This is a genomic window from Pseudomonas sp. GW822-FHT02G04 (genome assembly GCF_058802085.1).
Genome location: NZ_JBXANU010000001.1, coordinates 62,267 through 86,754 on the forward strand (window position 1 = coordinate 62,267; position 24,488 = coordinate 86,754).

Sequence of the window (24,488 nt, forward strand, 5' to 3'; positions counted from 1 at the left end):
TCCATGGCGGCATTCCCACGCAGAGCGTGGGAACGATCATAAGGAGAACAACATGCGTATCGGACTTGTCGGTTACGGCCATGGCGGCCGGTTTTTCCATGCTCCGCTGATCAGCAGTTTGCCGGCAGCGACGTTTGTGGGCGTGGTCACCCGTTCCGCCGAGCGCCGACAACTGCTGGCCACGGAACATCCCGGGGTGCCGGCCTTCGACAGCATTGGTCAACTGGTCGAAGCCGGGGTCGATGTGCTGGTGGTGTCCACGCCGCTCAAAGGTCGTCCGGCGCTGGTGCTCGACGCCATCGAACACGGGGTGGCGGTGGTCAGCGACAAGCCGTTCGCTGCCGATACGCAACAGGCGCAAACCCTGATCACCATGGCCGAGCGTCAGGGCGTGCATTTGAGCGTCTACCAAAACCGACGCTGGGACTCGGATTTCCTCACCGTGCGCAAACTCATCGAGTCCGGTGCCCTGGGCCAGGTCACCCGTTTCGAGTCACGGATCGAACGCTACTCGCCACAGTCGGTGAACAACGGCAGCGGCGGCGGTTTCCTGCGCGATCTGGGCAGCCATCTGGTGGATCAGGCGCTGCTGTTGTTCGGCCCCGTCACCCGGGTTTACGCCGAACTGGATTACCTCGAAAAAGGCCAGACCTTCGACAACGGCTTCTTCATGTCCCTGACCCATGCCAGCGGTGTGATCTCGCACCTGAGTGGCAGTTGCCTGCAAAACACTCCCGGCCCGCGCTTTCGCGTGACCGGCACCCAGGGCTGCTACAGCGTCGATGGTCTGGACGGGCAAGAGGCGTCGACCCTGGCCGGGCTCACGCCCAAATCCGAGGGCGAGCGCTGGGGCGTCGAAGAGCATCGTCGCTGGGGCTGGTTCGAACAAGGCGAGGTGCGCGAGCGGGTGCCGTCCGAACGAGGCTGCTGGAACCAGTTCTATTTGCAGCTACAAACCGCGTTACAGAGCGGTGGCCCACTGCCGGTCGAGGCCCGTGATGCACTGGCGACCACCCGCGTGCTAGACGCTGCGCGGCTCAGTTTCGAGCGCCATCAAGTGGTGGCGTTGAGCCCATTTGAAAGTCATGGAACAAAATCAGAATAAAATTCTAAAATGAGTTGATATAGAAATTATTTTCCAATAAAGTCGTTTCCAGGTTGCCGACTATCAACGTCTGATCACGCTCAAGCAGGCCTTGAACGAGTGAAGGACGCACCAAAAACAAGAAACAAAGCCAGGTACCGTCGATGAAAACCTTCAACTCTGCTCTGCATGCTTTACGTTCCGCGCTGCACCTCTCTCGCGACCTGCCTCGCGTCTCGTTTCATTCCATCTCTCGCTTGCTTTGCGTCGAACGCAAGGGCGCCCTGGTCTGCTGCATTCCGGGTGCGCCGATTGTCCGCTTGCCCGCTCACTGAAATCGTCACGCCTTATCCATAAAAACCAACAAGAATGTGGAGAAAGACCTTTCATGAAGACCAAGACCCGTTTCGCCTCACTCGCCTTGTCCCTGATGCTCGCCAGCGGTGCCGCACTTGCTGACATGAAGATCGGCGTCAGCATGGCGCAGTTCGATGACACCTGGCTGACCTACCTGCGCGAATCCATGGATACCAAAGCCAAGTCCTATCCTGATGGCGTCAAGCTGCAGTTCGAAGATGCGCGCAGCGACGTGGTCAGGCAGTTGAGCCAGGTAGAAAGCTTCATCAGCCAGAAAGTCGATGCCATTGTGGTCAACCCGGTGGATACCGCCGCCACCAGAAAAATCACCGAAGCGGCGGTCAAGGCCGGCATTCCACTGGTGTACGTCAATCGCCGTCCCGATGACCTGAACCTGCCCAAAGGCGTGGTCACTGTCGCCTCCAACGATCTGGAGGCCGGTCAGATGCAAATGCAGTACCTGGCGGAAAAAATGGGCGGCAAGGGCGACATCGTGATTCTGCTCGGTGATTTGGCCAACAACTCCACCACTAACCGCACCAAGGGCGTAAAAGAGGTGCTGGCCAAGTACCCGAACATCAAGATCGAGCAAGAGCAGAGCGGCATCTGGTCGCGAGACAAGGGCATGACCCTGGTCAACGACTGGCTGACCCAGGGCCGCAAGTTCGACGCGGTCGTCTCCAACAACGACGAGATGGCGATTGGCGCGGCCATGGCCCTGCAACAGGCGGGTGTCGCCAAAGGCAGTGTGCTGATCGCCGGTGTCGACGGTACACCCGACGGCTTGAACGCGGTGAAGAAGGGCTCTCTGGTGGTCTCGGTGTTCCAGGACGCCAAGGGTCAGGCCGACGGTTCGGTCGACACGGCGGTGAAAATGGCCAGGAACGAGCCGGTTGAGCAGGCTGTGTGGGTGCCGTACCGCTTGATCACCTTGCAAAACGTTGACCAGTTCAAATAGTCCGTCCGTTCGATAACAACAATAAGCACGCAAGGTTGCGACGCGACCTTGCTGATGGAGTACCTGATCATGTTCGCTTCAGCGACTGCTTCGAGCACCCCGTTGGTGGGTATCCAGCCAACCGCAACACCTGTCGATGAGCCGTACCTGCTGGAGATCATCAACGTCAGCAAGGGTTTTCCCGGTGTGGTGGCCTTGTCCGACGTACAGCTGCGGGTGCGTCCCGGTTCCGTGCTGGCGCTGATGGGCGAAAACGGTGCCGGCAAATCCACCCTGATGAAAATCATTGCCGGCATCTACCAGCCGGACGCCGGCGAATTGCGCCTGCGGGGCAAGCCGGTGGTCTTCGAAACGCCACTGGCTGCACTCCAGGCCGGGATCGCGATGATTCACCAGGAACTCAACCTGATGCCGCACATGAGCATCGCCGAGAACATCTGGATCGGCCGTGAGCAGCTCAACGGCCTGCACATGATCGATCACCGCGAAATGCACCGCTGCACCGCCAAGCTACTGGAACGTCTGCGGATCAATCTTGACCCGGAAGAGCAGGTGGGCAACCTGAGCATCGCCGAACGGCAGATGGTCGAGATCGCCAAGGCGGTGTCCTACGACTCCGACATCCTGATCATGGACGAACCGACTTCGGCCATCACCGATAAAGAAGTCGCTCATCTGTTCTCGATCATTGCCGACCTCAAGAGCCAGGGCAAAGGCATCATCTACATCACTCATAAGATGAACGAAGTGTTCAGCATCGCCGATGAAGTGGCGGTGTTCCGCGACGGCGCCTACATCGGCCTGCAACGGGCCGACAGCATGGATGGCGACAGCCTGATCTCGATGATGGTCGGCCGCGAGCTGAGCCAGTTGTTCCCGGTGCGCGAGAAACCGATTGGCGATCTGTTGCTGTCGGTACGCGACCTCAAGCTGGACGGCATTTTCAAGGATGTCTCCTTTGACCTGCATGCCGGGGAGATCCTCGGTATCGCCGGGTTGATGGGTTCGGGACGGACCAATGTCGCCGAGGCGATTTTCGGCATCACTCCAAGTGACGGTGGCGAAATCCGGCTCGACGGCGAGGTGGTGCGCATCACCGATCCGCACATGGCCATCGAGAAGGGCTTCGCGCTGTTGACCGAAGATCGCAAGCTCAGCGGCTTGTTCCCGTGCCTGTCGGTGCTGGAAAACATGGAAATGGCGGTATTGCCTCATTACGTCGGCAACGGCTTCATCCAGCAGAAAGCCCTGCGCGCGTTGTGTGAAGACATGTGCAAGAAGCTGCGGGTGAAAACGCCGTCGCTGGAGCAGTGCATCGATACCTTGTCCGGCGGTAATCAGCAGAAGGCCTTGCTGGCGCGCTGGCTGATGACCAACCCGCGAATCCTGATTCTCGACGAACCGACCCGGGGCATCGATGTCGGTGCCAAGGCCGAGATCTACCGGCTTATCGCATACCTCGCCAGCGAGGGCATGGCGGTGATCATGATTTCCTCGGAACTGCCGGAAGTGCTGGGCATGAGCGACCGGGTCATGGTCATGCACGAGGGCGACCTGATGGGCACTCTCGACCGCAGCGAAGCGACCCAGGAACGAGTGATGCAACTGGCCTCGGGCATGTCCGCGGTTCACTAATGGATGCCGGCGGTGGCCATGGCCGCCGTCGATGACGCTATAGAAGGGTGAGTGGTTATGAACGCGATACTGGAAAACAAGCCTGCAATGGCACCGGTCAAGAGTCGCCGGCGCTTTCCGACCGAGTTGAGTATCTTCCTGGTGCTGATCGGCATCGGCCTGGTCTTCGAGCTGTTCGGCTGGATCGTGCGGGACCAGAGCTTCCTGATGAACTCACAGCGTCTGGTGCTGATGATTCTGCAAGTGTCGATCATCGGCCTGCTGGCAATCGGGGTGACCCAGGTCATCATCACCACCGGTATTGACCTGTCCTCCGGTTCGGTGCTGGCGCTGTCGGCGATGATTGCCGCCAGCCTGGCCCAGACCTCGGACTTTGCCCGGGCGGTGTTTCCGTCCCTGACCGACTTGCCGGTGTGGATTCCAGTGATCACCGGGCTGGGGGTGGGATTGCTGGCGGGGGCGATCAACGGCAGCATCATTGCGATCACCGGGATTCCACCGTTCATTGCCACCCTCGGCATGATGGTCTCGGCGCGCGGCCTGGCGCGCTACTACACCGAAGGTCAGCCGGTGAGCATGCTCTCGGATTCCTACACGGCCATCGGACATGGCGCGATGCCGGTGATCATCTTTCTGGTGGTGGCGGTGATCTTCCACATTGCCCTGCGCTACACCAAGTACGGCAAATACACCTACGCCATTGGCGGCAACATGCAAGCGGCGCGCACTTCCGGGATCAACGTCAAGCGGCATCTGGTGATCGTCTACAGCATCGCCGGGCTGCTTGCAGGCCTGGCCGGGGTGGTGGCGTCGGCACGGGCCGCGACCGGTCAGGCCGGGATGGGCATGTCTTATGAACTGGATGCGATTGCCGCGGCGGTCATCGGCGGCACCAGCCTGGCCGGTGGTGTAGGGCGCATCACCGGCACCGTGATCGGCGCATTGATTCTCGGGGTCATGGCCAGCGGCTTTACCTTTGTCGGTGTTGATGCTTATATTCAAGACATCATCAAGGGGCTGATTATTGTGGTGGCGGTGGTCATCGACCAGTACCGCAACAAGCGCAAACTCAAGCGCTGAGCCACACGAAACACGAAAATGCGCCACGCCTGACCCGCGTGGCGCAGCCGTTTGTCTTCTATATACAGCCGCTGGACTGAATTTCTTGCTATAAACGCACTCCGATAAGCGCCTCAAAGCTTGCCATAGAGCACTTTCAGGGCTTTGTCGGACAGATTTGCAGTCTTTTCAGTTGCTGAGGCCTCAAGTCGGCCTTAGACTGCCGCCCCTCGTAAATTGAGTGCCGGGTGGCGCTTGGAATAAACGGCGCCGTTCCAATGACCGCGCAAGGTTCAACGGAACGCTCCCTAATTCGCCTTAATGCACGTTTTTTTATAGAGATATCAATGACAAAGGACAAGTTGCTGGCCATGCCGGCGGATGACTACATGAATGCCGAGCAACATGCTTTTTTCTCTGAGCTGTTGCAGAACATGAAAGTCGAAACCCATGAGCGCATCGAACAGAATCGCATCGCCATCGAGAGCCTGGACACCCCGGCCGATCCGGCTGACGCGGCTTCCGTCGAAGAAGAGCGCACCTGGCTGGTGAACGCGATCGATCGCGACCAGCGCATGCTGCCTCAATTGGAACAGGCCCTGGAACGCATCAAGGAAGACAGCTTCGGCTGGTGCGATGACAGCGGCGAGCCAATCGGCCTCAAGCGCCTGCTGATCAGCCCGACCACCAAGTACTGCATCGAAGCTCAAGAACGTCACGAGCAGATCGACAAGCACCAGCGTCAGGCCTGATTCTGTGAGGCAGCCAGTTAATGACTGGCTGCCTTGAAAAGATCGCAGCCTTCGGCAGCTCCTACAGGTTTATGTGAACCCATGCAGGAGCTGCCGAAGGCTGCGATCTTTGCTTTTCGACGTCTGCGAAAAATCCCCGCACTTCTATTGATCTGCTTCAGCACCCACGACTAATGGACCATAGATAATGGCCTTCTGGTGGCGTTTAATGCGGACACAACAATTAGAAGATGCCTGGGGTGACAAACGATGACGCGAGACGGGTCTCTGGCTGGGGCAGTGCCCGCAGCTGTACTTTTGCCGAACAACCTGTGGCTCACGCCGACCCTGCAAAGCATCGCCCTGATGCTCTTGCTGTGCGGCATGGCATTGGCCGGCTGGTCGCTTTACCTTGGCCTGCCATTGGCCGTGCTGATTATCTGGCTGCCGCGCCTGCGTTCGCGCACGCTGCCGCAGGCAACCCCGGCTGACAACGCCAGCGCCATCGCCGGTTTGACTCGCGATCTTTCCTACACCACCAGTCATAACGCCTTGTCGGCCGCCGGCGTGGCCTTTTCGGTCAAGCAACTGGCCGACAAACTGCAATCGCAACTCGATGCTGCGGCGCAGATTGTCAGCAGTGCTGAAGTGATGATCGCTACCGAACACGCTACGTCGACACTCAGCCGGGAAGCCTTGAGCGCGGCCAGCGAAGCTCATCAGAGCAGCGCGGCAGGGCGCACGGAACTGGTCGAGTCCATTGCGCGCATGCATCAGCTCAGTCAGCGTGCCAGCAGCAGCCGCGAATTGATCGAAGCCCTGAGCCTGTGCAGTGACGATATCCAGCGGGTAACGCTGGTGATCCAGTCCATCGCCAGCCAGACCAATCTGTTGGCGTTGAACGCGGCCATCGAGGCGGCGCGGGCCGGGGAACACGGTCGCGGGTTTGCGGTGGTGGCCGATGAGGTGCGTGGCCTGGCCGCGCGCACGGCGACGGCGACCGGCGAAGTCGGGGAGATGGTCGCCGATATTCAGCAGCGCACGGCACAAGTGGTGGAGCAGATTCGTCAACTGGCCAGCGACCTGAATACCGGTGTTGCGCAGGTCGAGCACACGGGGCAGCACCTGGAAAACATCGCGCGCCTGGCCGCCGGTGTTGAAAGGCAGGTCGGGGAAATTGCTCAGGGCGCGGACACCAATCGCGAACAACTCGACAGCCTGTTCCATGCCATCGAACAAATGCGCAGCGATCTGGCGATCAGTGACCAGCAAACCCAGCGCCTGGCCCAAGCAGCGGTGCAAATGGAAGGGCAGGCCGAAACCATCAGCGAACGTCTCGCCGAAGTCGGGCTGGATGACTATCACCAGCGGATTTACGACCTGGCCCGCGAAGGGGCGAGTCAGATTGCGGCGCGTTTCGAGGCGGATATCGACCAGGGCCGGATCAGCCTCGACGACCTGTTTGATCGCAATTACCAGACGATCCCCAACACCAGCCCGGCCAAATACCAGACCCGCTTCGACCGTTACACCGATCAGGTCTTGCCGGCGATTCAGGAACCGTTGCTGCCGCGTCACGAAGGCCTGGTGTTCGCCATTGCCTGCACGCAGCAGGGGTATGTGCCGACCCACAATACCGTGTTCAGTCAACCGCTGACCGGCGACGCGCAGGTCGATACCCTGCAAAACCGCACCAAGCGCAAGTTCGCCGACCGCACCGGGATTCGCTGTGGCAGCCACCAGCAGGCTGTACTGTTGCAGACCTACACCCGCGACACCGGTGAACTGATGCACGACCTCTCGGTGCCGATCATGCTCAAGGGCCGGCATTGGGGTGGTTTGCGCCTGGGTTACAAACCGCAAAGTCCTCGCTGAGAGGACTAATGCTGTTCTCAGATAAACCTGTGGCGAGGGAGCTTGCTCCCGCTTGAGTGCGCAGCACTCACAAAAATCGGCGATGGTTGTCAGATTTTTGGGGCCGCTACGCAGCCCAGCGCGAGCAAGCTCGCTCGCCACAAAGGTAGGCATGATTGAAGAGTGCGTTTAAGTGAACAGCATTACGTTGAGGAGTCTAATTGTTACCGGTTATGCAACGAAGCTGTGCAGCGCCGTTGCTGTTTCCTCGAGGATGAACTTATTAACATGCCTGCATAGTTAGGTTGCTAATGAAATTCGAGAGGTCAGCATGCAAAGCAAAGTCGATGTCGCCGTCATGATTGGCAGCGGCGTGCCCGCCAGTTTGCGAGCGATGGGGCAGAGCGTCTGTTGGGTGGTACTGCTCAACGGTGAGCGCCGGGGGACGGTGTTCTCCAGTCGCAATGAAGCCGAGGAGTGCAGGGCTGCCTGGTTGGCACAATTGAACGCCGAAATGCCCGACAGCCTGCATTGAGCCTCTTGGCTAGTGGATCTGGTGCATGCGCAGGTTCAGTTCGTCGACCACGTGCGCCCAATCGGCGTCTTCACGCAGTTGTTCCTTGAGGAAGCGGGCTTGTTGCGGGGCCCAGAACTCGGCATCGATGAGTTTCTTGTCATCGGGCAACGGTGAATGAAGGGCAATGAAATTGTCGATGGCCTTTTCGCTGGAGTCCAGGCCGAGCTGGTCGAACAAGCCTTTCAAGTCATGTGTGGGTGAATCCATCTTCATCTCCTTGCAGATAATCAGTCGCCTCGGGTACGAGATCTGAGGTGCGGCTTCATTGCATCTGAGGGAGCCGCGCGCCAGGGAGTTCGATTACGATGTTCAAAGCAGGGATGAGCATAGACTGTAAACCCGGTGGTCAGCCCTTCAACGCACCCTCATCGACGGCAAGCTTCAGGGCTTTGGCGGACTCCTGGGCGGCAATCGTCGCGACTTCCGCGGTCTTGAACCAGCGATCCTTTTCAACCTGGTGATACGACACCGTGGTCAACGGCGGTTTGGCGCGCATGATAATGACTGCCTGGAATTCGCCGTCGACCTCTCTGGCTTCGCCCCGGATAAAAAATTCACCGATATCAAATTCCGTCACGTAGCAGTCTTCCCTTTGAAATATTATGTTGTAGTGAGCGCCGTCCGCCCTGGGGACGGGTTTCATGGGGCGGGCAGTATGGCAGCAGTTGCCTGCCGGCGGCTGAGTTAAGTCGCCGGCGTGACGAAACGTCTATAGAAGTGAATGCCGCAGGGTGCGTCAGTTGCGCGACTCGAGTGAGCGGGCAAGGGCGCAGGCTTCGTTATGGTCGGCGCGGAAACCTCTGACACGTCCAGTGGATATTTCCCTGATATGGAAAAAGGCGTTGCCGGCCAATACCACCTGAAAACGCGGGAGAAGATGCGCCTCAGTGAGGAAATCCTGCTGGCGGAGTACTATCGATTGCAGAAGTGACGAGCCGTTTGTGTGGTGTGTGTGAGGCTGGGCGAAGTGAGTCAGTGTGCACATGTGAAGTCCTTTTCGTGGTTTTACCGACGTGCGTAGGTTGTTTTGGGTAGTCTCGGTGAGCATGGCTGCTCTAGAATCGCCATCACTGGTTGGCGATTGCTGCCCATCTAAAGCAATTTTTTACTGGCGATATGTCGGAAAAGTGCTTTTTTTAAAGAGAATTTTCCCTAAAGTTAGTAATCCGGTTTTCTCTGGCCGTTAGAAGGGCGTTTTCCTTCAACATCTGACGACCGCCAGGCAAGACGACGCGGGGGATGTTCCAGTAATCTTCCCAAACCTCGCGATGGATGGGCCCTCTGCTCGTTCCAGGATTTCGACCCGGGTCATTGGCTACACCTCGGCATTGCCGCTTTTTTCTGCTGTGCGCGTTTCCTGTGTGCGGCATCATTTTCAGATGTGGGGATGTTTCCTTGGCAGTAAGTAATCTCGATATGCATGCTTTGTTCGTACTGGGTGATTTGCGCGCAAAGCTGGTTAAACAGTTTCAGTCACGTTTCGTCTACATCACCGAACAGAACGCTGAAGGCATTTACATTGCCGAGCTCGATACCGAATCTGCGCTGGTGGTAGACGACAAGCCCGGGCTGAAACTCAAGGTCGGCGATCATTTCAGCGCTTCCGTATTGCCCAGCCGCGAAGGCGGCAAGCTGGACATCAAGTTCCGCGAAATCAAATTGACGGTGTACGGGCTGGGGGATTACGCGTTCGTGACCACCGCCGACGGCCACGGCATTGTGTTCAAGGAAGGTCATAGCGTGGTGATGGTGTTCGCGGCCCACCAACAGCTGCAGGAAGGCCTGACCAAAACCCTGAAAGCCGTGACTGGCAAGGCCGCCAAGTGGCGCAAGGGCGAACTGGTGACCTTCAAGGCCAGCGAGTAATGACCCAGACCCGCGCCGATTTCCACGAACAGAACCAGGCCAGTGCACACGCCGAGGCCCAGCGCCTGTTGGCTGAAAAGGCCGTTCTGCAGGGAGCCTGGCTGAGTTGGGTGGCGTCACAGATTTATATGTTGCGTCCGGCGGCGTACGCCAGCATGGTCAGAAGAGAGCTTGCGCGCTTACAGGAACCTTCCGAAAAATAATCCTCGCTCCTCGAAAGCAGAAACCTCTACTACAGTCAGTTGACTGAGTATTCAGAGGCTTGCGGTCTTCTTTGTCAGGCCATCCTGCTATTGCTGTGAACAGCACGAGGTGCAAGAGCATGAGGGGATTTCGACGGTTACTGGCCACTACCCTGGCCACGTTCGGCTTGTTGGTTTCACCCGTTCCGGTATTCGCCGCCCAGACGCCGATCCACTTCGCCGACCTGAACTGGGAAAGCGGCAGTCTGATCACCGAGACCCTGCGGATCATCGTCGAGAAAGGCTACGGCTTGCCGACCGATACCTTGCCGGGGACGACCATTACCCTGGAAACCGCCTTGGCCAACAATGACATTCAGGTCATTGGCGAAGAGTGGGCGGGCCGCAGTCCGGTCTGGGTCAAGGCTGAGGCCGAGGGCAAAGTCGCGAGCCTGGGCGATACGGTCAAGGGCGCCACCGAGGGCTGGTGGGTGCCGGAATACGTGATCAAGGGCGACCCGGCGAAGGGCATCAAGCCGCTGGCGCCGGGGCTGCGCAGTGTCAGTGATCTGCCGCGCTACAAGGATGTGTTCAAAGACCCGGAAACCCCGAGCAAGGGGCGCTTCTTGAACAGCCCGATCGGCTGGACGTCGGAGGTGGTCAACAAACAGAAGCTCAAGGCCTATGGGCTGGACGACAGCTACGTGAACTTTCGCAGTGGTTCGGGGGCGGCGCTGGACGCAGAGATCAGTTCGTCGATTCGTCGCGGCAAACCAGTGCTGTTCTATTACTGGTCACCGACGCCATTGCTTGGCCGTTTCAAGCTGATTCAGCTACAAGAGCCGCCATTCGACGCCGAAGCCTGGAAAACCCTGACCGAGGCCGACAACCCCAATCCGAAACCGACTCGCTCACTGCCCTCGAAGCTGTCCATCGGTGTGTCCGCGCCGTTCCAGAAACAGTACCCGCAGCTCACCGAGTTCTTCAGCAAGGTCGATTTACCGATCGAAGCGTTGAACAAGGCCCTGGCGGAGATGAGTGAAAAACACACCCCGCCACGTCAAGCGGCCGAGGCGTTCATGAAGGCGAACCCGCAGGTGTGGCAGGCCTGGGTGCCCAAGAATGTGGCGGATAAGGTGTCTGCCGAGTTGAAATGAACCGATTTATGTACACCCGGGATTTCCCGGATGTACATAAATCCCGTAGGAGCTGCCGCAGGCTGCGATCTTTTGATCTTGCCTTTAGAAGCAAAGTCAAAAGATCGCAGGGGATCGGTACATCCGCTAGAGCGCGGGTCAGAATCGGGTCTGCACCGCCAATTCAAATGTGCGCGGAGTACCGAGGTAATACGCTGGCGACACATGGGCGAATTCGGCATACACCTCGTTGGTCAGGTTGCGCACCCGGCCGGTGACGGTGGTGTGCCGGTCGACCTTGTAGCTGAGGAACGTGCCATAAAGCGTGTACGACGGCACGGTCATGGTGTTCGCACTGTCGGCAAACACCGACGCCACGTAACGCGCATCGACGCCTCCTTGCCATTGCGGCGCAAAGTCATAGGTCAGCCACAGATTGCCGACCCGGTCCGGCACGTTGGTCGGTGTATTGCCCTTGCGGGACACCACCACACCTGCGGCATTTTTCTCGGTGAACTCGTCGTACTGCGCATCGACCCAGGCGAAGTTGCCCTCGGCCAACAGTTTTTCGGTGATCCTGAAGGAACTGGCCAGCTCGATGCCGTTGGATGTCTGCTGACCGACCGGAATGCTCTTGGTCGGGTCCAGCGGATCGGTCACCGCGAAATCCTTGCGCTCGATGGTGTAAGCCGCCACCGTCGCCGAGCCGCGACCGTCCAGGTAATCGAACTTGCTGCCGACCTCCCATTGCTTGCCGGTGGACACATCAAAGTCCTGAGTGCCATTGGGCTGCTCGGCGGCGGTGCTGTATTGCACATAGACATTGGCTGTCGGAATGAACTGGTAGGTCAGGCCGACCCGGCCGGTCACCGGTTCCCAGCTGCGCTTGAGGTGCCGTGGGTTGCTGGCGGTCACGGTGCGGTGGTTGGTCACGTCCAGCTCGATGTCGTCATAACGCAGGCCCGTCAGTAACGACAGCTTGTCGGTCAGCGCCAGACGGTTTTCGACGAACAAGGCTTTGGTGGTGACTTCGTTGGTCTTGTCGCTGATAAAGCCCGGTTTGGTGCCCGGAATGTCGTAAAAGTGCCCCCGGCTGAAAGTTGTTTGGATCGACGGTGCTGGCGCCTTTGACGGTCAGCGGCGAGTTGGTGATCTGGTTGACCTTGTACTCGAAACCGCCGGACCAGGTGGTGTCCAGGCCCAACAGGGTGTTGTCGTGACGCAGCTCGAACTGGTTGCCGTTCTGCTCCCCCTGATGCCGCACCTGATAGGCGGTGGAACGGTTCACCGCGCGGTTGTCGGCGCTGTACTGATAGGTTTCCAGGTTGCGGTAATCGCGCTGACTGTCGAGGTGGTAGAGGGTATTGCGCAGGGTGGTGCTGTCGTTGATCCGGTAGTCGATGATCGAACGAACCCAGATCGTCCGTTGCTCGTAGCGACCGTCCTCGACGTTGTAGTTGTTGAAGCGGTTGTGCTTGTCGATTTTCAGTTCGCCGGCCTTGGGGTTGAGCACCGGCGTGCCCCAGTAGGGGCTGTCTTCGTGTTCATCCTGATATTCCAGGGCCAGGGTGTGGGACAGGTTTGGCGTCAGGTCGCTGAGCAACGAAAACGCCACGCTCCAGGCATCGCGCTCCTGACGGTCGATGTAGCCGTTGCTGGTGTTGTGGCTGACGTCGAGTCGCGCGTAATGCTGCACGTCCGCGCCTGCCTCGCTCAGGGCGTGATTGAGGCCGAACGCGGTTTCGGTGGTGTCGTAGCTGCCGTAGCTGACCCGACCTTCGACGGCTTGCTCCTCGCGTGTGGCCAGTTTGGTCACGTAATTCAACGAGCCGCCGACGGAGCCGGCGCCATTGATTAGCGAAGATGGGCCACCCAGCAGTTCCACTCGATCATAAATCCAGGCATCCACCGGCCGCGCCAGACCGGCGGCCACATTGATGCCATTGAACATCTGGGTGATCTGGCTGCTGGTAAAACCCCGATACGAGACAAAACCGCCGAAGCCGGGCGGTGCGCTGGCATTCACCCCGGGCAGGGTATTGGCGGCGTCCTGGAAGTTCTGCGCGCCACGGCGTTCGATATCGTTGCGATTGGCGATGGCCACCGAGGCCGGGGTTTCGCGCACGCTCAGGCCGAGCCGCGAAGCCATGCCGCTGGATTGGTCCAGGCTCAAGCCCGGTTTAGCTTCTTGTTCGCCGTCAATGGTGATTGGCGCGAGCTCTACGGTGGATTGCGCCCAGGCGTTAACAGACAGGCAGCCGAACAGGCTCGCCAGTAAAAGAGAATGTTTCATCGATAAATCCTGAATTCTTGGCTAGGAAACAGCGCACAGGCAAACGCCACGCGTGGGCGCGGTGGGCTGATCGGAAAAGGCAAGGAGACTCAGGCGAAAGGCGGGGCGCGAGGGTTGGCCGACGGCCAGATGAAGCGAGTAGGGAGGTCCGCGTTGGCGATCACCTCCGAGGGTGGACTATGCTGCTGCGGCAGAATCGCCAGTGTCAGGCTGGAGTTGAACGCCGGGCCCATGCCGCCGGTGGAACACAGCGGGCAAGCGAACGCCTTGGACAGGGTCGGCAGTTGCTCTTCGGAGGAGTTCGGGGAGACCGGTGCCTGGGTCGCAGGGTCAACCGCACAGAATTGGCCGCCGATGCCGTTGAGCTGCATCCCGACCATTTGCCCGTGACCGATACTGCAGGCGAGCACGTTGAACAGGACGCAGCAATAAAGCATCCAGGCCATCAATGTGCGATCAGTTCGGGCGAATCTCATGGGGCGGCACTTTACCACCGCCGATGGCGAATGCCCTTACAAAAACACGCAAGGAAGTTCATTCTGCTGCAACATTTCACACGGGACGTTTGAATATGAGTCTTTTGGTCGCGCAATGGATTGCTGCAATCTTTCTGGTCATCAGCTTGATCCACTTGTATTGGGCGGCGGGTGGCAAGTGGGGTAGCGAGGCAGTGGTGCCCCGAGTACCCGGGGAGGGCGGTGAGGCATCAAGGCCGGCGTTCAAGCCTTCGGGCTTTGGCACGTTGCTGGTGGCGGTGGGTTTGCTGCTGATTGCGATGCTGGTGTGCCTGCGGGTCGGGCTGTATCTGCCCACGGTGCATCACTGGTCGTTGCAATGGGTGATTAGCGCGATTGCGCTGCTGATGTTCGCTCGGGCGATCGGCGATTCGAATCTGGTGGGGTTCTTCAAGCAGGTCAAGGATTCGAAATTTGCCCGGCTCGACACCTGGGCGTATTCGCCGTTGTGCGTGGTGTTGGGGGCCGGGTTGCTGACAGTGGCCTGGGTCTAAGGGCAAGGCAAGATCAAAAGATCACAGCTTTCGGCAGCTCCTACGCGCTTGCGGACGCTGCCGAAGGCTGCGATCTTTTGCGTTCAACTCCCGGGTTCCGTGCGCCGACTACTCACTTCCGCCGGCACATCATCCCCCGCCATGCGCTTGCGAAACAGCGCCGCCCGGGCCAGCAGCAGCGTGGTCACCGGCACCGTGATCGATAACAGAATCGGAATCAGCCAGGCATGCAGCACCGGCCCCGACTTGAGCGCCGAAAAGTAAATGATCGAAGCCAGTGCCACGCACCATGCACCCAATGTCGAGGCCAGCGCCGGCGGGTGCATGCGCTGGAAGTAATCCTTCATCCGCAGCAGCCCGACCGCGCCGATCAGCGCAAGCAGACTGCTGAGCACCAGCAGAATCGCCACCGGTATTTCCACCCACAAAGACAGTTCAACGCTCATTCGATCACCTCGCCGCGCAACAGGAATTTGGCCAGGGCAAACGAGCCGACGAAGCCGAACAGGGCGATCAGCAGCGCCGCCTCGAAGTAAGTGTCACTGGCATAACGAATGCCCAGCGCGAGCATCATCAGCATGGCGATGATGTACAGGTAATCCAGGGCCAGAACCCGATCCTGGGCCGACGGGCCCTTGAACAGGCGGATCAGGGTCAGAATCATCGCGACGGAAAAGATGAACAGACTCAGCAGGATCGCGTTCGACAGCAATTCGCTCATTCGAAGATCTCCATCAAGGGGCGCTCGTAGGTCGTCTTGAAGTGCTGGATGAATTGGCTTTCGTCATCCAGATCGAAAACGTGCAGCAACAGAATGCTGCGATCCAGCGCCAGTTCCGACCAGACCGTGCCGGGAATCACCGTGCAGATGATCGACAGCGCCGCCAGACCGTTGGCATCGCGCAAGTCCAGCGGCACCTTGATGAACCGCGAGCGAGGCGCACGCCGCCCGGCATTGAGCACGCCCCAGGCCACGGCGAGGTTGGACACCAGCACATCGCGCCCGACCAGCAAGAACAAGCGCAGGATCACCCCGGGGCGACGAATGCGGATCGGCAATGGTCGCAACTTGCGCATCATCAGCGGAGCGCAGAAGCCCAATACCGCGCCCAACAGCAAATTGCCGGGGCTCATCGACAGGTTCAACAGCAGCCACAGCAGCCACAGGGACAACGACAGCCACGGCGCAGGAAACAGGCGCTTCATGGTTGCACCTCTACCAGTACCGCGCTGGCTTCAGGGCTCGGCACCGCACGGGTGCCGAGCACCGCCATCACGTATTGCTGCGGGTTATTCAATGCTTGAGCGGCGGCCTGGGTGTAGCGCAGCAGCGGTTCAGCCTTGAACGTCAGTGCGATGCTCAGCCCCAGCAGAACGATGATCGGCACGCATTCCAGGCGGCGCAGCAAGGGCGACGGCCGCTCTTGCGGGGTCCAGAAACGCTGGATACCCAAACGCGAGAAAGCGATCAACGAGGCCAATCCGGACAGGATCAACAACGCCAGCAAACCCCACGCGTCGTTCGATACCGGTTCGTCGCTGCCATTACCCAGGCCCAGCGGGTTGAGCAGGGCGCTGAGCAGGCTGAGTTTGCCGATAAAACCGGAGAGCGGCGGCATGCCGATGATCAGCAAGGCGCAGGCGATGAAGCTCAGGCCGAGGAAGGCCATGGTCCAGGGAATCACTTGGCCGACCACGGCTTTCTGGTCGTCATCGAGGTTGAAGCCTTTGGGTGGCTGCAAGGATTCCAGAGGCCGTTGAAGCAGCTCGCCTTCATCGTCCAGCGGCGTTTCATTGGCCGAACGCGAGCGCTCGATCAACTCTGCCAGCAGGAACAGTGCGCTCAAGGCCAAGGTCGAGCTGACCAGATAGAACAGCGCCGCGCCGATCAGGTTCGGCTGGGCGAAACCGATGGCCGACAACAAAATGCCTGCCGACACCAGAATGCTCAGGCTGGCCATGCGCTCCAGGCGTTGCGCGGCAAGGATCGCCACGGCGGCGCAGACGATGGTCGCCATGCCGCCGTAGATCAGCCAGTCGCCACCGAAGTACGCGGAGGCCCCGGCCTGACCGGAGAACAGCAACGTCCACAGGCGTAGCAGGGTGTAGACGCCGACCTTGGTCATGATCGCGAACATCGCCGCTACCGGCGCGCTGGCTGCGGAGTACGCCGGCACCAGCCAGAAGTTCAGCGGCCACATCCCGGCCTTGGCCAGGAACGCCACTGCCAGAATCGCCGCGCCGGCATGCAGCAGGCCGCGATCGGCTTCCGGCACCAGCGGGATTTTCAGCGCCAGGTCGGCCATGTTCAGCGTGCCGGTAACGCCGTAGATCAGCGCCGCGCCAATCAGGAACAGCGACGAGGCCAGCAGGTTGATCGAGATGTAATGCAACCCCGACGACACCCGCGCCCGGCCCGAACCGTGCAGCATCAGCCCGTAAGAGGCGGCGAGCAGCACTTCGAAAAACACGAACAGGTTGAACAGGTCCGCCGTGAGGAAGGCGCCGTACAGGCCCATCAACTGAATCTGGAACAGTGCATGGAAACTCGAACCGGCGCCGTCCCAGCGGGCCATGGCGAACAGCAGGGCGCTGACACCGATGATCCCGGTCAGCACCAGCATCAGCGCCGACAGGCGATCGACCACCAGCACGATGCCGAACGGCGCCTGCCAATTGCCCGGCAGGTACACGCCGATGGAGCCGGGCACACCGGTGGTTTGCGTCCATTGCAGCAACATCACGGCAATGCCCAGCCCCAGCAAGCTGGAGAACAGGTTGATCTTGGCCTTTAGCGGGCGGTGTTTCTCGCCCAGCATCAGCATCACGGCGGCGGTCAGCAGCGGCAGCAGGATCGGTGCAACGATCAGGTGGGTCATCGCCATCATTCTTTAGGCTCCCGGCCATCCACATGGTCAGTGCCGGTCAGGCCACGGGAGGCGAGCAGCACCACCAGGAACAGCGCGGTCATGGCGAAACTGATGACGATTGCGGTCAGCACCAGCGCCTGCGGCAGCGGGTCGGTGTAGTGCAGCAAATCCTGAGGCACGCCGTCCTTGATGCTCGGCTCCTTGCCGATGAACAGGCTGCCCATGCTGAAGATGAACAGGTTGACGCCATAGGACAGCAGGCACAGGCCCATGACCACCTGGAACGTCCGTGGCCGCAGGATCAGCCATACGCCAGACGCGGCCAGCACACCGATGGCGATTGCGATGACTTCTTCCATCAGATGGCTCCTTGGCTGACAACGGTTTTGGCTGCGGGCCTGGTTTGCGCGCTGGTTTTATGACCGCGTACCGATTGGTGGGCGAGGGCGGTGAGGATCAACAGCGTCGAACCGACCACCACGGCGTACACGCCAATGTCGAAGAACAGCGCGCTGGCGATGTGAATATCCCCCAGCAGTGGCAGTTCGAAATGCCAGGTGTGGGTGGTGAGGAACGGATACCCGACCGCCATCGCCCCGAGCCCGGTGACGGTGGCGAACAGCAGCCCGGTGCCCATCCAGCGCAACGGGCGCAGGCTCATTTGCGCCTCGACCCACTGGGTGCCGGCGACCATGTATTGCAGGATGAACGCCACCGACATCACCAGCCCGGCGACGAAACCGCCGCCCGGCTGGTTGTGCCCGCGCAGGAACAGATAGAAGGAGATCACCAGGGCAATCGGCAACAGCAAGCGCACCAGCACCGCCGGCACCATCATGAAACCGAGCGCGGTGTCGCTGGCGTGACGCGGGTTGACCAGATCGGTGACCACATCGGGCGCCAGCAGACGCTGTTGGGCCGGCAGTTGCAGGCTTTCTTTCGGAGGGCGGAAACGTCGCAGCAGGGCGAACACCGCCAGGGCCACCGCCACCAGCACGGTGATTTCACCGAGGGTGTCGAAGCCACGGAAGTCCACCAGCATCACGTTGACCACGTTGCTGCCGCCGCCTTCGGGCAGGGCGCGACTGAGGTAGAACGATGAAATATCGTTGGGCGTCTGGCGGGTCAGCATCGCGTAGGACAGTAGCGCCATGCCGCCACCGACCGCAGTCGACAGCAGCAAGTCGCGAACCCGCCGCACCCGCGCCTTGCGCAGGCTGCTCGGCAACGGCGACACCTCTTCGATCCGTCGCGGCAACCAGCGCAGGCCGAGCAGGATCAGCACCGTGGTCACCACTTCGACCACCAATTGCGTCAGGGCCAGGTCCGGCGCCGAGAACCAGACGAAGGTCACGCAGGTCATCAGGCCGCAGACGCTGACCATGGTCAGGGCCGCGAGCCGGTGATACTTGGCTTGCCACGCCGCGCCGAGGGCACAGGCAATCGCCAGCAGCCAGAGGATCACGAACACGATCGAGCCCGGAATTTTCGCCCGGTCGCCCCAGCTCAGGCTGCTGTGCAGCATCGGGATCAACCCGGCCAGCACCGCGGCAAGTACCACCAGAAACAGTTGGGTTTGCAGGCGCCGGGTGCTGATCCGCCGCTCCAGCCGTCGGGCCAGACGCATCATGACCACCAGGCTGCGCTCGAACAGGCGCTTGCCGTTGAAGCGGTTGATCACTGGCGGGTGCATGAAACGCCCGCGCTTGAGCTGATTGCGCAGCAGCAGATAGAGCACGATGCCGCCGGACATGGCGATCAGGCTCATGATCATCGGTGCGTTCCAGCCGTGCCAGATCGCCAGGCTGTACTCGGGCAGCGTACCGCCCACCACCGGCAATGCCGCCGCCGCGAGCAGCGAGCCGACCACTTGCGCCGGGAAGATCCCCACCACCAGACAGGTAAACACCAGCAACTCCACCGGCGCGCGCATCCAGCGCGGCGGCTCGTGTGGAGTGTGCGGCAGGTCGGTGGCGGTCGGGCCGAAGAACACGTCGACAGTGAAACGCAAGGAGTAGGCGACGCTGAAAGTCCCGGCGATGGTCGCGACGATCGGCAGGGTCATCTCGATCCAGGCCGTGGCGTTGATGAACACGGTTTCGGCGAAGAACATCTCTTTCGACAGGAAACCGTTGAGCAGCGGCACGCCGGCCATGGAGGCGCTGGCGACCATGGCCAGGGTGGCGGTGAACGGGATCAGTTTGACCAGGCCGCTGAGTTTGCGAATGTCCCGGGTGCCGCTTTCGTGGTCGATGATCCCGGCGGCCATGAACAGCGAGGCCTTGAACGTGGCGTGGTTGAGAATGTGGAACACCGCGGCCACGGCGGCCAGCGGGCTGTTCAGGCCCAGCAGCAGGGTGATCAGGCCCAGGTGGCTGATGGTCGAGTAGGCCAGCAATCCCTTGAGATCGTTCTGGAACATCGCGCAGTAAGCACCGAGCAACAGGGTGCAGGCGCCGGCCCCGCTGACGATGTAGAACCATTCTTCACTGCCGGACAGCGACGGCCACAGACGCGCGAGCAGGAACACCCCGGCCTTGACCATGGTCGCCGAGTGCAGATACGCCGAGACCGGTGTCGGTGCCGCCATCGCGTGGGGCAGCCAGAAGTGGAAAGGGAATTGCGCGCTTTTGCTCAGGGCGCCGATCAGGATCAGGGGCAGCAGAATAGGGTAGAGGGCATGCGCGCGAATCAGCTCGCCGGCGGCCAGGACCTTGTCCAGGTCATAGCTGCCCACCACATGGCCGAGCAGCATGACCCCCGCCAGCAAGCACAAACCGCCCGCGCCGGTGACCATCAACGCCATGTAGGCACCCCTTCGCGCATCGGCGCGGTGGTGCCAGTAGCCGATCAACAGGAACGAGAAGAGGCTGGTCAGCTCCCAGAAAAACACGATCTGGATCAGGTTGCCGGAGATCACCAGCCCCAGCATGGCGCCCATGAACGCCAGGAAAAACGCAAAGAAGCGCGGCACCGGATCGTCCGGTGACATGTAATAGCGGGCGTACAACGAAACCAGCGTGCCGATGCCCAGTACCAGCATCGAGAACAACCAGGCGAAACCGTCCATGCGCAGCACGAAGTTCAGACCCAGGCTGGGTAGCCAGAAGAATTCTTCGCGGATCACGCCGCCATGGGCGATTTGCGGGTACAGGAGGGCGACCTGGACGGTGCCGATCAAGGCAACCAGGCCAGCCAACAGCGATTCGGTATTACGCGCGTTGTGCGGCAGCAAGGCTGCCAGACAGCTGCCGATAAAAGGCAGAAGCAGTAGAACTATCAGGGACATAGGCTTCTAATCTGCGGAAGTTTGTGAAGCATCATACGTGCCAGCTCCCCGATCACCAAACGCCAAGCTGTCGCAGAATCCTACAAGGTAGACGGAAAAACCCTGTTTATCATTGTTTCAATGGAGATGGGGTATCGATCGTTCCCACGCTCTGCGTGGGAATGCAGCCCGGGACGCTCCGCGTCCCAAGAGCAGACGCAGAGCGTCCGTTGAGGCATTCCCACGCGGGAGCGTGGGAACGATCAGTGCTCGGCTTCGCGATCCAGATCGTCCTCAACCACAAGAACCGCCTTACCCTTGGTCTTCAACTCACTGACAATCACCGCCGCCACAATCAACCCCGCCCCAACCAGCGCAATCGCCGGCAAGCGTTCCCCGGCGAGCCGCCCGGCAATCCCGGCCCACACCGGCTCCCCGGCATAGATCAACGTCGCCCGAGTCGGCGAAACACTCTTCTGCGCCCAGTTCATCGCCACCTGGATCGCCGCACTCGCCGCGCCCAGGCCCAAAGCGCTGCACAACAGCAACCACGAGAAGTCGGGAATCACTTCCTGGGTCGGCACCACCATCAGGAACGACAGCACCGACGTCACCGCCAATTGCACCACCGTCACCCGCCGCACGTCGACCTGGCCGGCATAGGTGCTGATCAGAATGATCTCCGCGGCAATCGCCACGGCGCTGATCAATGTGGCGATTTCACCGGGGCTGAAATTGAGCGACGCGCCGGAAGGCCCCGACAGCAACATCAACCCGGTAAAGGCCAGCATGATCCCGATGCTTGGCATCAACCCCGGACGACGCCCCAGCACCAGCCATTGCAGCAGCGGCACGAACGGCACATACAGCGCGGTAATAAACGCCGATTGACTGCTGGGAATGCTCTGCAAACCCACGGTCTGCAAGCCGTAACCAAGCATGATCGCCACGCCGATAAACGCCCCGGCCTTGAGTTCGAACAGCGTCAGTTCGCGCAGATGACGCCAGGAGAACAGCGCCACAATGCTCGCCGCTGCGGCAAAACGTAGCCCGACGAAGAACATCGGCCCGCTGACGGTCATCGCATGCTGTACCAGCAAAAAGGTCCCGCCCCAGACCATGGTAATCAGCACCAGCACGCACTCGGCCTTACTGAACCGGGAGAAACGGGGGGAAGTATGAGAAGCGTTCATTGACGTCATGACCTTGCGCGCCATCTGAGGGAGACGCACAATGCGCCCGAAGTTGGGCAGTATACTGCCCAACGCCACCCAGTGAGCAATATAGTGCACAAAGATTCCACCCAACGGGCTTCGGTCCTCCAGCACGTCAGCCTGAACGTGCGACGTTTGCGCCACGCCGCCGACATGAGCCAGAGCGCCCTGGCCGAAAAGTCCGGGGTCAGCCGCCGGATGCTGGTGGCCATCGAGGCCGGCGAGAAGAACGTCAGCCTGACCACCCTCGACCGCGTGGCCGAAGCGCTGGACGTAGCCTTCAGCGACCTGATCCAGGCCCCCGACGCCCGCGACCCGAGCCGCATCAATGAAGTCGCCTGGGCCGGAAAAATTCCTGGCAGCAAAGCCGTTTTACTGTCAAAAGCCACCGCCACCCGTGAAGTGGAACTATGGGAATGGTGCCTGCAACCGGGTGAAATTTACCCCTCGCAACCGGACGCCGATGGCTGGAGCGAACAGCTCTACGTATTTGAAGGCTGCCTGACCCTGGTGCTGGGCGATAAGCAGCAACACATCACCGCCGGGGAGTTCTTCATGTTCGCCAGCAACCAGCCGCATTCCTATCGCAATGACGGGGTGGTGGCGGCGCGGTTTGTGCGTAATGTGGTGATTTGACTGTTTACCGGCTAACACTGGATAAACACTTTGCTGTTTTAAAGCTGCAAGTGTTTCTTGAATAATTATTCAACTTGTTGAAATAAAAGAAAATTATATTCAGGTGCGGCTCCTGAAAAACAGTGGGGATGGCATCGAGACGAGCAGGTGAGCTTCCTGATGGCCGAGCAAAATATTAACGTGGCACTCAAGTACGCTTCACAGGCTAGCGTCCGGTGAGTTACTGGCACGGGGCGATTTGCACGACTTCTATCTAGGGAAACATTGATCAGTGAGCACGCCATGACTGACATCCCACGCGCACAGGCGAGCGACGCCATCCGCCACGCGGACATCCTGATCATTGGCGGCGGCCTCAGCGGTGCGATGCTGGCGGCGCAGTTGTTGCGGTTGCCCGGTCAGCGCCGGATTCTGGTGATCGAGCCGCGAGCAGAACTGGGCCGTGGCGAAGCCTATAGCGCGGTGGAGCTGGGCCATACGCTCAACGGTAACGCGGCGCGTATGAGCGTCGACCCGGACAACGCCGATGACCTGACCCAATGGTTGACCGAACACATCGCTGCGGGTGGCTGGCCGGAGTCGGATCAGCAGCATGTGCCGATCAGCGAATTGTTTCCGCCGCGCGGGCTGTTTGGCGTTTATGTGCAGCAGCGTTTGGCCGAGGCGCAGGTGGAGGGCGCATTGAATGGTTCGAGTGTCGAGCATGTACGGGCCGAGGTGATCGACCTGCAAACCCGGGACAACGCTGTATTGCTGACCTTGAGTGACGGGCAACGTTTGCAAGGCGCCTATGCGGTGCTGGCCACAGGTATGTTCCCCGCCGCGCGTACACCGCAGACCGAGTCCAGCGGCTTGAACGCAGCGGCGCTCGACCCGTGGGATGTCGCCGCCATGCGTCAACTCGATCCGCAGTCGACGGTGTTGATCATCGGCTCGGGCCTGACCATGGTCGATGCTGTGGTGTCGCTGGAGCAGGCCGGGCATCGCGGGCCGATCGAAGTGTTCTCCCGGCATGGTTTGCTGCCGCATGTGCGCAGGCAACCGCCGACGTGGGTGGATTTTCTCGCCGAGGATCACGGCATTCGCACACCACGTCAGCTGGTGCGCGAGCTACGTCGGCATTGCCGCGATGCCATCGCTCAAGGCATCGACTGGCAAGCACCGCTGGACACGGTGCGGGCGCATATCGGGCGGTTGTGGAGTCAGGCGACGGATCGGCAACGCCGGCAGTTTGTGCGGCATGTGCGGCCGTGGTGGGAAAGCCATCACCATCGTTCGCCGCCGTTGAGTGCCGAGTTGGTGGCGCGTTTGCACGGGGAAGGGCGATTGCGGATTCATGCCGCATCGTTCAAGGGACTGGAGCCTGCGTCGGACGGTGAGGTCAGCATCCGCCTTCGTCGGCGTGGCGAGGCGCAAACCTGCGTGGTGCACGGCGCGGCGCTGATCAACTCCAGCGGCATCGAATACGACTGGCGGCGAGTGGCGCGGCCATTGCCGCAGCAGTTATTGGCGCGCGGGCTGGTGCGTCCGGGGCCGTTGGGATTGGGCATTGCCGCCGCAGTTGATGGCGCGGTGTTAAGCGCCGATGGGCAGGTCGCTAGCCGTTTGTTCGCCATGGGGCCGCCGTTGCGCGGCATGTGGTGGGAGAGTACAGCGGTGACCGACGTGGCGAGCCAGGCAAAATCTCTTGCGGCGCGGTTGGCGGATTGAACGAGAGTTGGAGGGGGTTCTTTTGGGCTTTGTCGCGAGCAGGTTCGCT

24 protein-coding genes and 2 pseudogenes are annotated in these 24,488 nt (G+C 60.4%); 14 read left to right on the forward strand and 12 right to left on the reverse strand.

Annotation, left to right across the window (positions count from 1 at the left end):
- Positions 1–52: 52 nt before the first annotated feature.
- From AC1RO5_RS00320 to AC1RO5_RS00350, 7 genes are all read left to right on the forward strand, one after another.
- A complete protein-coding gene (locus AC1RO5_RS00320) occupies positions 53–1,105 on the forward strand; it encodes a Gfo/Idh/MocA family protein (protein WP_493171732.1) in 1,053 nt (350 codons plus the stop codon).
- Between the two features lie 367 nt (positions 1,106–1,472).
- Positions 1,473–2,399, forward strand: coding sequence for a sugar ABC transporter substrate-binding protein (locus tag AC1RO5_RS00325; protein WP_493171734.1), 927 nt, complete (start codon positions 1,473–1,475; stop codon positions 2,397–2,399).
- Positions 2,400–2,468: 69 nt separating this feature from the next.
- Positions 2,469–4,034 carry a sugar ABC transporter ATP-binding protein gene (locus tag AC1RO5_RS00330; protein WP_493171736.1) on the forward strand — a complete coding sequence of 522 codons (1,566 nt, stop codon included), beginning with the start codon at positions 2,469–2,471 and terminating at the stop codon, positions 4,032–4,034.
- A gap of 57 nt (positions 4,035–4,091) precedes the next feature.
- The gene (locus AC1RO5_RS00335) at positions 4,092–5,114 is read left to right on the forward strand and encodes an ABC transporter permease (protein ID WP_018928024.1); all 1,023 of its coding nucleotides are present in this window, start codon (positions 4,092–4,094) and stop codon (positions 5,112–5,114) included.
- 326 nt (positions 5,115–5,440) lie between these two features.
- A complete protein-coding gene (locus AC1RO5_RS00340; protein ID WP_007935965.1) occupies positions 5,441–5,845 on the forward strand; it encodes a TraR/DksA family transcriptional regulator in 405 nt (134 codons plus the stop codon).
- Between the two features lie 630 nt (positions 5,846–6,475).
- The gene (locus AC1RO5_RS00345) at positions 6,476–7,699 is read left to right on the forward strand and encodes a methyl-accepting chemotaxis protein (protein ID WP_493172406.1); all 1,224 of its coding nucleotides are present in this window, start codon (positions 6,476–6,478) and stop codon (positions 7,697–7,699) included.
- A 310-nt stretch (positions 7,700–8,009) separates the two neighbouring features.
- Positions 8,010–8,213 carry a hypothetical protein gene (locus AC1RO5_RS00350; protein WP_018928022.1) on the forward strand — a complete coding sequence of 68 codons (204 nt, stop codon included), beginning with the start codon at positions 8,010–8,012 and terminating at the stop codon, positions 8,211–8,213.
- Between the two features lie 9 nt (positions 8,214–8,222).
- Here the strand turns inward: AC1RO5_RS00350 and AC1RO5_RS00355 are convergent, their stop codons facing one another.
- The 3 genes from AC1RO5_RS00355 to AC1RO5_RS00365 all read right to left on the reverse strand — a co-directional run bounded on the left by AC1RO5_RS00355 (position 8,223) and on the right by AC1RO5_RS00365 (position 9,240).
- Positions 8,223–8,462, reverse strand: coding sequence for a DUF2789 domain-containing protein (locus tag AC1RO5_RS00355; RefSeq protein ID WP_493171738.1), 240 nt, complete (start codon positions 8,460–8,462; stop codon positions 8,223–8,225).
- A 139-nt stretch (positions 8,463–8,601) separates the two neighbouring features.
- The gene (locus AC1RO5_RS00360; protein WP_018928020.1) at positions 8,602–8,832 is read right to left on the reverse strand and encodes a hypothetical protein; all 231 of its coding nucleotides are present in this window, start codon (positions 8,830–8,832) and stop codon (positions 8,602–8,604) included.
- A 159-nt stretch (positions 8,833–8,991) separates the two neighbouring features.
- A complete protein-coding gene (locus AC1RO5_RS00365; RefSeq protein ID WP_493172408.1) occupies positions 8,992–9,240 on the reverse strand; it encodes a hypothetical protein in 249 nt (82 codons plus the stop codon).
- 410 nt (positions 9,241–9,650) lie between these two features.
- On the opposite strand from AC1RO5_RS00365, the gene AC1RO5_RS00370 reads away from it, so the two are divergent.
- The 3 genes from AC1RO5_RS00370 to AC1RO5_RS00380 all read left to right on the forward strand — a co-directional run bounded on the left by AC1RO5_RS00370 (position 9,651) and on the right by AC1RO5_RS00380 (position 11,460).
- The gene (locus AC1RO5_RS00370; protein WP_493171740.1) at positions 9,651–10,121 is read left to right on the forward strand and encodes a hypothetical protein; all 471 of its coding nucleotides are present in this window, start codon (positions 9,651–9,653) and stop codon (positions 10,119–10,121) included.
- The gene (locus AC1RO5_RS00375; protein WP_007935975.1) at positions 10,121–10,324 is read left to right on the forward strand and encodes a hypothetical protein; all 204 of its coding nucleotides are present in this window, start codon (positions 10,121–10,123) and stop codon (positions 10,322–10,324) included. Before AC1RO5_RS00370 ends, AC1RO5_RS00375 begins: the two co-directional genes overlap by 1 nt.
- A gap of 119 nt (positions 10,325–10,443) precedes the next feature.
- Complete coding sequence (locus AC1RO5_RS00380; RefSeq protein ID WP_493171742.1) at positions 10,444–11,460, forward strand: ABC transporter substrate-binding protein; 1,017 nt, start codon at positions 10,444–10,446, stop codon at positions 11,458–11,460.
- Positions 11,461–11,598: 138 nt separating this feature from the next.
- Here the strand turns inward: AC1RO5_RS00380 and AC1RO5_RS00385 are convergent.
- Together AC1RO5_RS00385 and AC1RO5_RS00390 are read right to left on the reverse strand one after the other, a co-directional pair.
- Positions 11,599–13,732 (reverse strand): annotated as a pseudogene (locus AC1RO5_RS00385) (TonB-dependent receptor).
- 89 nt (positions 13,733–13,821) lie between these two features.
- Positions 13,822–14,208, reverse strand: coding sequence for a DUF2946 domain-containing protein (locus tag AC1RO5_RS00390; RefSeq protein WP_493171744.1), 387 nt, complete (start codon positions 14,206–14,208; stop codon positions 13,822–13,824).
- A gap of 95 nt (positions 14,209–14,303) precedes the next feature.
- On the opposite strand from AC1RO5_RS00390, the gene AC1RO5_RS00395 reads away from it, so the two are divergent.
- Positions 14,304–14,741, forward strand: a complete 438-nt coding sequence (locus AC1RO5_RS00395) for a DUF3995 domain-containing protein (RefSeq protein ID WP_493171746.1) — start codon at positions 14,304–14,306, stop codon at positions 14,739–14,741.
- Positions 14,742–14,824: 83 nt separating this feature from the next.
- On the opposite strand, the gene AC1RO5_RS00400 is transcribed toward AC1RO5_RS00395, so the two are convergent.
- From AC1RO5_RS00400 to AC1RO5_RS00430, 7 genes are all read right to left on the reverse strand, one after another.
- Complete coding sequence (locus AC1RO5_RS00400; protein ID WP_493171749.1) at positions 14,825–15,187, reverse strand: Na+/H+ antiporter subunit G; 363 nt, start codon at positions 15,185–15,187, stop codon at positions 14,825–14,827.
- Entirely contained in the window at positions 15,184–15,462 is a 279-nt protein-coding gene (locus AC1RO5_RS00405; RefSeq protein WP_493171751.1) for a K+/H+ antiporter subunit F, read from the reverse strand. The genes AC1RO5_RS00400 and AC1RO5_RS00405 overlap by 4 nt, the downstream gene beginning before the upstream one ends.
- Positions 15,459–15,947: a Na+/H+ antiporter subunit E gene (locus AC1RO5_RS00410; protein ID WP_493171753.1), complete on the reverse strand. Its 489-nt coding sequence runs from the start codon at positions 15,945–15,947 to the stop codon at positions 15,459–15,461. Before AC1RO5_RS00410 ends, AC1RO5_RS00405 begins: the two co-directional genes overlap by 4 nt.
- Complete coding sequence (locus AC1RO5_RS00415; RefSeq protein ID WP_493171755.1) at positions 15,944–17,629, reverse strand: monovalent cation/H+ antiporter subunit D; 1,686 nt, start codon at positions 17,627–17,629, stop codon at positions 15,944–15,946. The genes AC1RO5_RS00410 and AC1RO5_RS00415 overlap by 4 nt, the downstream gene beginning before the upstream one ends.
- Complete coding sequence (locus tag AC1RO5_RS00420) at positions 17,626–17,970, reverse strand: Na+/H+ antiporter subunit C (protein WP_019649262.1); 345 nt, start codon at positions 17,968–17,970, stop codon at positions 17,626–17,628. The genes AC1RO5_RS00415 and AC1RO5_RS00420 overlap by 4 nt, the downstream gene beginning before the upstream one ends.
- On the reverse strand, positions 17,970–20,900 hold the full coding sequence (locus tag AC1RO5_RS00425; protein ID WP_493171757.1) for a monovalent cation/H+ antiporter subunit A: 2,931 nt from the start codon (positions 20,898–20,900) through the stop codon (positions 17,970–17,972). Before AC1RO5_RS00425 ends, AC1RO5_RS00420 begins: the two co-directional genes overlap by 1 nt.
- 242 nt (positions 20,901–21,142) lie before the next feature.
- Positions 21,143–22,171 (reverse strand): DMT family transporter, encoded by a 1,029-nt coding sequence (locus AC1RO5_RS00430; protein ID WP_493171759.1) that lies wholly within the window; start codon positions 22,169–22,171, stop codon positions 21,143–21,145.
- Between AC1RO5_RS00430 and AC1RO5_RS00435 the strand changes: the two genes are divergently transcribed.
- From AC1RO5_RS00435 to AC1RO5_RS00445, 3 genes and pseudogenes are all read left to right on the forward strand, one after another.
- Positions 22,166–22,729, forward strand: coding sequence for a helix-turn-helix domain-containing protein (locus AC1RO5_RS00435; RefSeq protein ID WP_493171761.1), 564 nt, complete (start codon positions 22,166–22,168; stop codon positions 22,727–22,729). The two genes, AC1RO5_RS00430 and AC1RO5_RS00435, sit on opposite strands and share 6 nt — an antisense overlap.
- Before the next feature lie 132 nt (positions 22,730–22,861).
- Positions 22,862–22,997 (forward strand): annotated as a pseudogene (locus tag AC1RO5_RS00440) (ABC transporter ATP-binding protein); the annotation flags it as partial.
- Between the two features lie 14 nt (positions 22,998–23,011).
- Entirely contained in the window at positions 23,012–24,439 is a 1,428-nt protein-coding gene (locus tag AC1RO5_RS00445; protein ID WP_493171763.1) for an FAD/NAD(P)-binding protein, read from the forward strand.
- Positions 24,440–24,488: the final 49 nt, after the last annotated feature.